Below are 8627 nucleotides of genomic sequence, written 5' to 3' on the forward strand. Positions count from 1 at the left end.
CCTTCTAAACCTCTGCGACGAAACGACCAGACCGGCTTGGAATTAATCTCGCCGCAAGACAATGCGAAGGTTGCTCGGCTATAGGCCAGTTTGTTGCGAATGATATGCAACAGCTTGAGTGCGGCAGGGATCAGCATGGAGTCGAGAGTAGCGGAATTCTGGGGCGCGCCCGATCTGTCGGTTCAGATCGGCGGCGGCGCATCCGAACGGCATGAGGCCGCCGCGCCGAAGGACGACATGGACTGGGCTTTTGGATTGAGCACGCCGGAGCTGCGGCTCTTCACCACGGGCCTGAAGCAGCGCCTGACGCCGGGACCGGCGGCGACCCTGGGCGCGCGCGTGCGTCGCTTCTTCGCTGACCTGCCCGTCGCGCCGGAAACCGATGAGCCGTCGCCGCGCCTGCTGGTCGGCGCCCTGCCGTTCGACCGCAACGCCGACGACTGCCTGTTCCTGCCCGAGCGCGCCGCCAATCGCATCTGGGACAGGCCTTCCACGGCGTCGCGCCCTTCGATCCGCGCCCTGACGCCCGAGCCCTCGCGCGCGGCCTATGAGGGGGCGGTGACGCAGGCGCTTGAGGCCATGCGCGCCTCGCAGGGCGGCGCCGAGCCGGTCGACAAGGTGGTGCTGTCGCGCAGCCTGAAGGTTCAGGGCGACGGCGCGATCGACCCCTTCGCCCTGTGGCGCGACCTGAAGGCCGACCCGACCGCCGCACGCTTTCTGACGCCTCTGGGCGAGGGGGCTGGCGGCGCCATGCGCCGTTTGGTCGGCGCCACGCCCGAACTGCTGGCGTCCAAGCGCGGCCCGGCCGTCTTCTCTCATCCTCTGGCTGGATCGGCCCGCCGAAGCACCGACGTGGTGCAGGACGAGGCGGCGGCGCAAGGCTTGCTGGCCTCGGACAAGGACCGCCGCGAGCACGCCCTGGTGGTCGAAGCCATAATGGATTTTCTGGCGCCATATTGCAGCGACCTGCGCGCGCCGCCCGGACCGGCGCTGGTCTCGACCCGGACCATGTGGCACCTGGGCACCCGCATCGAGGGGCGACTGCATCGCCCTGATGAAACCTCCGCCGCCGAACTGGCCGCCCTGCTGCATCCGACGCCCGCTGTCTGCGGCGCGCCGCGCTACCGGGCGGCCGAGATGATTCACGCGCTTGAAGGCTATGACCGGGGCTTCTATGCCGGGGCCGTGGGCTGGACCAACGCTTTCGGCGATGGCGCATGGTACGTCTCGCTGCGCTGCGCCGAGACGTGCGGCGATCAGGCGCGTCTCTATGCCGGGGCGGGCATTGTCGAAGGCTCCGATCCCGCCGCCGAGGCGGACGAGACGTCGGGTAAGTTCCAGGCCGTCCTGCGCGCCCTGGGCGTGGATGAGGCGAGCGTATGATTCCCCTGCAACAGGTCTGGCCGGACGACATGGCGGCGCGCTATCGGGCCAAGGGCTATTGGCGTGGCGAGACATTCTCCCAACTGCTGCGCAGCCGGGCGGAGGCGCAGCCTGACGCCGTCGCCGTGGTCGGCATGGACCAGCGCTGGACCTATGGCGAACTGCTGCAAAAGGCCGAGACGGCCGCCGCCGGTTTCCTGGCCCTGGGGCTGAAGCCGGGCGACCGGGTGGTGGTGCAACTGCCGAACCTGCCCGAGTTCCTCAGCGTGATCTTCGGCCTGTTCCGGGCCAGGCTGATCCCCGTCTATGCGCTGCCCGCGCACCGCTCGACCGAGATCGTCCACTTCGTGACGCGCGCCGAAGCCTCGGCCTATGTTGTCGCCGACCGGCATGAGGGGTTCGACTATCGCGCCCTGGCCCGCGCCGTTCAGGCCGAGGTTCCGGACCTGCGCCATGTGGTCGTGGTGGGCGAGGCCGAAGAGTTCGCATCCTTCGACGGATTCCGCGCCGATCCGGCCGCCCTGCCGAGCGATGACGCCGATCCGTCCGATGTGGCCTTCCTGCAGATTTCGGGCGGATCGACCGGCCTGTCCAAGCTGATCCCGCGCACCCACGACGACTATCTCTACAGCGTGCGCGAAAGCGCCGACATCTCGGGGCTGGAGCCGGAAAGCGTCTATCTGACGGCCCTGCCGGCGGCGCATAATTTCCCGATGAGCTCGCCGGGTTATCTGGGCGCCCTCTATGTCGGGGCGACGGTGGTGATGGCGCCCTCGCCGTCGCCGGACGTCTGCTTCCCCTTGATCGCGCGCGAGGGGGTGACGATCACCGGACTGGTGCCGCCTCTGGCCCTTTTGTGGATGCAGGCGGCGGCCAAGAAGACTCACGACCTGTCCAGCCTTCAGGTGCTGCTGGTCGGCGGGGCCAAGTTCCTGCCCGAGGCGGCGCGGCGCGTGCGCGCTGAACTTGACTGCACCCTGCAACAGGTGTTCGGCATGGCCGAGGGGCTGGTCAACTACACCCGGTTGGACGACCCCGAGAGCCTGATTGTCGAGACGCAGGGGAGGCCGATCAGCCCCGACGACGAAATCCTGATTGTTGACGACGCGGGCGCGCCGGTGGCCGAGGGCGAGCCGGGCAATCTGCTGACGCGCGGCCCCTATACGATCCGCGCCTATCACAACGAACCGGCCGCCAATGCGCGGTCCTTTACCGAGGACGGCTTCTATCGCACCGGCGACGTGGTGCGCCGCACGCCAGAGGGCTATCTGGTCGTCATGGGCCGGGCCACCGACCACATCAACCGCGCGGGCGAGAAGATTTCGGCCGAGGAGGTCGAGGATCATCTGCTGGCCCACCCGTCCGTGTTCGACGCCGCCGTGGTGTCGGTGCCCGACGACTATCTGGGCGAGCGCATCTGCGCCTTCATCATCCCCGACGGCGCCGCGCCGCGCGGCGTCGAGCTGAAGGCCTGGATGCGCAAGCGCGACATCGCCGACTTCAAGGTGCCGGACCAGATCGTCTTCGTCGAAGACTTCGCCGTGACCGCCGTGGGAAAGGTCAGCCGCCGCGAACTGCGCGCCGCGCTTCGCCAGCGCATTCTGGAAGAAGAGGGCAAGGCGTGAGCGCATCAAAGGGTCTGCCGACCGTCCCGGCCTACCCCCTGCCGACCGAGGCGGACATTCCCGCCTCGCGCGCCCAGTGGACGTTGCAGCGCGATCGCGCCGCCCTGCTGGTCCATGACATGCAGCGCTATTTCATGCGCCCCTATGCGCCGGGCGCCGAGCCTCTGCCGGGCCTGATCGCCAATATCGCCCGGCTGATCGCGGCGGCGCGTGCGGCGGGCGTTCCCGTCTTCTATACCGCCCAGCATGGCGATCAGGACCGCCGCGACCGGGGGCTTCAAGCCGATTTGTGGGGGCCGGGCATGAGCCGCACGCCGGAGCATGAAGACATCCTGCCCGAACTGGCCCCGGCGACGGGCGACATTCCTCTGGTCAAGCACCGCTATAGCGCCTTCCAGCGCAGCAACCTGGAGACGCTGATGCGCGTGCGGGGGCGGGACCAGCTGATCGTCTGCGGCGTCTACGCCCACATCGGCTGCCAGCTGACGGCCGCCGAGGCGTTTCAGCGTGATATCGAACCCTTCTTCGTCGCCGATGCGCTTGGCGACTTCTCGCGCGACAAGCATATGGGCGCGGTGGCCTGGGCCGCCGACACCTGCGCCGTGGCCCTTTCGACGGCGCGCGTTCTGGAACGACTGAAATGACCAAGCTGACCCCGCAGGATCTGACGCTGGAACGGATGCGCGCCGATGTCGCCGCCGTGCTGCACGAAACGCCGGACTCCATTCTGGACGACGACAATCTGATGGACCTGGGCGTCGACTCCTTGCGCGCCCTCAACCTGTCGCTGGCGTGGAGCGAGGCCGTGCCGCTGGAGTTCAGCGAACTGGCCGAACACACCACGCTCGCAGGCTGGTGGAGCGTGGTTCAGGCGCGCCTGCGCGCCGCCGGTCACGACGCCTGACGCCAGTATCATGGACGACGGACGCATGGCGGCGGCGCTGGAATACCCGCTGACGGAAGCCCAATCCGGCCTGTGGTTCGCCCAGAGGCTGGACCCGGCCAATCCAATCTTCAACACGGCCCACTATCTCGACATCCGGGGCGATCTGGACGTCGAGGCCTTCCGCGCCGCCGTCGATCAGACCGCCGCCGAGGCCGAGGCCCTGTCGCTGCGTTTCGTCGAACGAGACGGCGAGGTCTTCCAGACCCTCGACCCGACCCATCGGCCCCAGCTTCAAATCGTCGACGTATCCGCCGCCGCCGATCCGGTCGCCGAGGCCATGGCCGCCATGCGCCGCGATCACGAGACGCCGCTGGACCCGACCCGCGACCCGCTGGCCGCCAACATCCTGTTCCGCATGGGACCGCAACGCTTCCTGTGGAGCCTGCGCGTCCACCATCTGGCCACCGACGGCTTCGGCATGGCCCTGCTGACCAACCGCACAGCCGAGCTTTACAACGCCGCGCGCGGCGGCCCGGCGCCCGGCCCGGTCTTCAACTCCATCGCCAAGGTGTGGGAGGAAGACGCCGCCTATCGCGCCTCCGACAAGCGCACGGTCGACGCCGCCTACTGGCGCGAGGTCATGGGCGACGCGCCCGAGGTCGCCTCCCTGGCTCCCGGCAAGGCCACGACCGCACACCGCTTCCACCGCATCGAGCGCGCCCTGCCGCCTGAGGTCACGGCCCGCCTGCGCGCCCGCGCCGACGCCGGGCGCCTGTCATGGCCCGACGTGCTGACGGCCATCGGCGCCGCCTATGTCCGCCGCTTCTCGGGCGCGGAAGAGGCGGTGATCGGCGTGCCGTGGATGGGCCGCATGGGCAGCGCCTCGGCGCGCACGCCCGCCATGATCATGAACGTCCCGCCGCTGCGCCTGACGCTGGACGAGGACGCGCCGCTGGACGAGCAATTGATCCTGGCCTCCAAGGCCTTGATCAAGACCCGCCGCCACGGGCGTTACCGCAGCGAGCAACTGCGGCGCGATCTGGGCCTGATCGGCGGGGCGCGGCGTCTGTATGGGCCGCTGGTCAACGTCCTACCGTTCGACCTGCCGCCGCGCTTTGCGGGACTGGACACGACGCTGAAGGTGCTGGGCACAGGCCCGGTGGACGACATCAGCTTCACCTTCCGCGGCGACGCCGCCCCGGCCCTGACGCTGGAAGTCGACGCCAACCCCGACCTCTACACGCTGGAGGAAGCTGCCGCCCACGCAGAGCGTCTGGCCGCCTTCCTCACGAACGCGCTGGACGCCGAGACGCTGGGCGAGGTTCCCATCGCCACGCCGGGCGAGGCCGCGCGCGAACTGGAAGCCTTCAACGCCACCGCCCACCCGGTTCCCGACACGACGCTGACCGCCCTGCTGGAGGCGGCGATGAAGGCGACGCCGGACGCCCCGGCCCTGACCTTCGGCGAGCAGACCCTGACTTACGCCGAGCTGGACCGCCGCACGGCCGCGCTGGCCTCGGCGCTGGCGACGCGCGGCGTGGGGCGCGAGAGCCTCGTCGCCGTGGCCCTGCCGCGTTCGCTGGAACTGGTCATCGCCCTGGTCGCGACCTTGCGCGCAGGCGGCGCCTATCTGCCGCTCGATCTGGAGCATCCGGCCGAGCGCATCACCGCCATAGTCCGCGCCGCCGGGCCGAGCGTCGTTCTGGCCCATGAAGACATCGGCGGCGCCTTCGGCGAAGCCCTGCTGGCGCCCGCCGACTGGCCGCTGGACAGGGCTGCGCCTGCCGTCGCCCATGGGGGCGAGGACGCCGCCTATGTCATCTACACCTCGGGGTCGACCGGCGATCCCAAGGGGGTGCTGGTCGAGCATCGGGCCATCGTCAACCGCCTGCTGTGGATGCAGGCCGAATACGGCATAGGCGCCCACACCCGCATCCTGCAGAAGACGCCCGCCACCTTCGACGTGTCGGTGTGGGAGTTCTTCCTCGCCCTGATCTCGGGCGGCGAACTGGTCGTGGCCCCGCCCGGCGCGCACCGCGATCCGGCCGCCATCGCCGGGCTGATCCGCCGCCATACGATCACCGACCTGCACTTCGTTCCCTCCATGCTGTCGGCCTTTCTGGCCGATTCGGCGGCCAAGGGGATCGCGGTCGCCCACGTCTTCTGCAGCGGCGAGGAACTGCCCGCCGAACTGCGCGACCGCTTCCACCAGACGGTGAGCGCCGAACTGCACAACCTCTACGGCCCGACCGAGGCGGCGGTGGACGTCAGCTATTGGGCCGCCGGGCCGGACGATACGTCTCGGCCCATGCCGATCGGTTGGCCGGTGTGGAACACGCGGCTGGTCATTCTGGACGAGCGACTGCGCCCCGTGGCGCCCGGCATGGGCGGCCATCTGCATCTGGGCGGCGTTCAGCTGGCGCGCGGCTATCTGAACCGGCCTGATCTGACCGAGGACCGCTTCATCCCTGACCCGCACCATTCGGGCCAGCGGCTGTATCGCACCGGCGACGTGGCGCGCCGGCGGGCGGACGGAGCGGTGGTCTATCTGGGCCGCAGCGACCATCAGGTGAAGATTCGCGGCCTGCGCATCGAACTGGGCGAGATCGAAGCCGCCGTCATCGCCAGCGGTCTGGCGCGTGAGACGGTGGTGCTGGCGCGCGAAGACCGTCCCGGCGAGCGCCGTCTGGTCGCCTATCTGGTCCCAGCCGAGGGCTATGACCCCGCCGCCCTGAAGGTGAAGCTGGCCGCGCGCCTGCCTGATTACATGGTCCCGGCCGCCATCGTGGCGCTGGACGCCCTGCCGACGACCTCCAACGGCAAGCTGGACCGCAAGGCGTTGCCCGCCCCGGTATTCGAGGCGGCGGCAGGCCGGGCGGCCGAGACGCCAACGGAAAAGATCATCGCTGAACTGTTCGCCGAGACGCTGGGCCGGGCCGAACCGGCGGGCGCCGACGACGACTTCTTCACCCTGGGCGGCGACTCCCTGCTGGCGGTGCATCTGATGATGCTGATCCGCGAGCGGCTGGGGCGCGATCCGGGGCTGGGCGCCCTGTTCGACCGGCCGCGCGTGGCGGAACTGGCCGCCCTGATCGACGCCGAGGCGCTGGACTTCGACAACGGGCTGGGCGTGCTGATCCGTCTGGCCGAGGGCGATCCGGCCCTGCCGCCGCTGTTCCTGATTCACCCGGCGGGGGGGCTGTCGTGGGGCTATCGCACCCTGGCGCGCGCCCTGTCGCCGCGCCGCACGGTGTGGGGCGTGCAGTCGCCCGCGCTGGACCCGAAGAACGCCCTGCCGGACGGAATCGACGCGCTGGCGTCAGCCTATGTCGATCACATTCTGGCCTTGGGCGCGCCCGGTCCGGTGCATATAGCGGGCTGGTCCGTGGGCGGCATCATCGCCCAGGCGGCGGCGGTCGAGCTGGAGCGGCGCGGGGTCAAGGTCGGGCTGATGGCCATGCTGGACTCCTATCCGGCCGAGTGCTGGCGCGCCGAGCCTGAGCCGGACCCCGTCGACGCCATGCGCGCCCTTCTGGCCATCGCCGGATACGACCCGACCCAGTATCCCGACTTACGCAGCCGCGCGGCCATCCTCGCCTTCCTGAAGGCGGGCGACAGCGCGTTGGGCGGCCTGCCCGAGGCGGCGCTGGACGGGGTGATCCGCGTGGTGCTGGACACCAACCGTCTGGTGCGTGAGCACCATCACAAACCCTTCGGCGGCCGCACCACCCACGTCCGCGCGGCGCTGGATCACAAGGAGCGCGACCTGACGCCCGGCCTGTGGCGCCCTTACGCCGCCGATCTGGACGTGGTCGAGGTTCCCTTCCTGCACCCGCAACTGACCGGCCCGGCGGCGACGGCCCTGATCGCCCCGGCGCTGGACGCCCGCATGACCGCTTTCGAGGAGACCGCACGATGAGAGACAGCGGACTGTCCGGCCGTCTAGCCCTGGTCACGGGCGCGGGCGGCGGCATCGGCGCCGCTGTGGTGCGCCTGCTGGTCGAGGAGGGCGCGCGCGTGGTCGCCACCGATCTGCCGTCCACGGCCCTGTCGGGGCTGGCCTTTCTGAACGGCGTGCGGGTCGAGCCGCTGGACGTGTCCGACGGCGCGGCGGTCGAGGCCCTGTTCGACCGCATCGAGGTCGAGGACGGCCCGATCGACTTCGTGGCCAGCGTGGCGGGCGTCCTGTCCAATGTGACGGTGGATCAGACCTCCGACGCCGAATGGCGCCGCGTCTTCGCCGTCAACACGGACGGGGTCTTCCATTTGGGCCGGGAAGTCTCGCGCCGGATGGGCGAGCGGCGTAAAGGCGCCTTCGTCACCGTCAGCTCCAACGCGGCGGGCGTGCCGCGTCATGCGATGGCGGCCTATGCCGCGTCCAAGGCGGCGGCGACCATGTTCACCCGCTGTCTGGGGCTGGAGCTGGGGCCGAAGGGCGTCCGCTGCAACATCGTCGCCCCCGGCTCGACCCTGACGCCGATGCAGACCGGCATGTGGGCCGATGAGGACGGCGCCGCGCGCGTCATCGCCGGTTCGTCCGAGACGTTCAAGGCGGGCATTCCGCTGCAGAAGCTGGCGACGCCCGAAGACATCGCCGAGGCGGTGGTCTTCCTGCTGTCCGACCGCGCCGCCCACATCACCATGACCGACCTCTACGTCGACGGCGGAGCCACGCTGCGCGCCTGATTCCGCCGTTCGCGCTTACTTCGCCCGTCATCCTCGCCCTTGTGGCG

General features: G+C 70.0%; 6 protein-coding genes. All 6 read left to right on the top strand.

All coding sequences use genetic code 11. From position 1 onward, the window contains the following. Positions 1-135 precede the first annotated feature (135 nt). From B3D50_RS01155 to B3D50_RS01180, 6 genes are read left to right on the top strand one after another with little or no spacing between them, the layout of a single operon-like run. Positions 136-1383, top strand: a complete 1248-nt coding sequence (locus tag B3D50_RS01155) for an isochorismate synthase (RefSeq protein WP_286948951.1) — start codon at positions 136-138, stop codon at positions 1381-1383. Beyond that, entirely contained in the window at positions 1380-3008 is a 1629-nt protein-coding gene (locus B3D50_RS01160) for a (2,3-dihydroxybenzoyl)adenylate synthase (RefSeq protein ID WP_286948953.1), read from the top strand. The genes B3D50_RS01155 and B3D50_RS01160 overlap by 4 nt, the downstream gene beginning before the upstream one ends. Beyond that, positions 3005-3652, top strand: coding sequence for an isochorismatase family protein (locus tag B3D50_RS01165; RefSeq protein WP_286948955.1), 648 nt, complete (start codon positions 3005-3007; stop codon positions 3650-3652). Before B3D50_RS01160 ends, B3D50_RS01165 begins: the two co-directional genes overlap by 4 nt. Continuing rightward, positions 3649-3912 (top strand): phosphopantetheine-binding protein, encoded by a 264-nt coding sequence (locus tag B3D50_RS01170; RefSeq protein ID WP_024353927.1) that lies wholly within the window; start codon positions 3649-3651, stop codon positions 3910-3912. The genes B3D50_RS01165 and B3D50_RS01170 overlap by 4 nt, the downstream gene beginning before the upstream one ends. Before the next feature lie 10 nt (positions 3913-3922). Next, positions 3923-7813, top strand: coding sequence for an amino acid adenylation domain-containing protein (locus tag B3D50_RS01175; protein ID WP_286948961.1), 3891 nt, complete (start codon positions 3923-3925; stop codon positions 7811-7813). After that, positions 7810-8580, top strand: coding sequence for a 2,3-dihydro-2,3-dihydroxybenzoate dehydrogenase (locus tag B3D50_RS01180; protein ID WP_286948962.1), 771 nt, complete (start codon positions 7810-7812; stop codon positions 8578-8580). Before B3D50_RS01175 ends, B3D50_RS01180 begins: the two co-directional genes overlap by 4 nt. Positions 8581-8627 lie beyond the last annotated feature (47 nt).

Source organism: Brevundimonas sp. UBA7507 (assembly GCF_002478355.1).
In the GTDB taxonomy this organism is placed as follows: domain Bacteria; phylum Pseudomonadota; class Alphaproteobacteria; order Caulobacterales; family Caulobacteraceae; genus Brevundimonas; species Brevundimonas diminuta_D.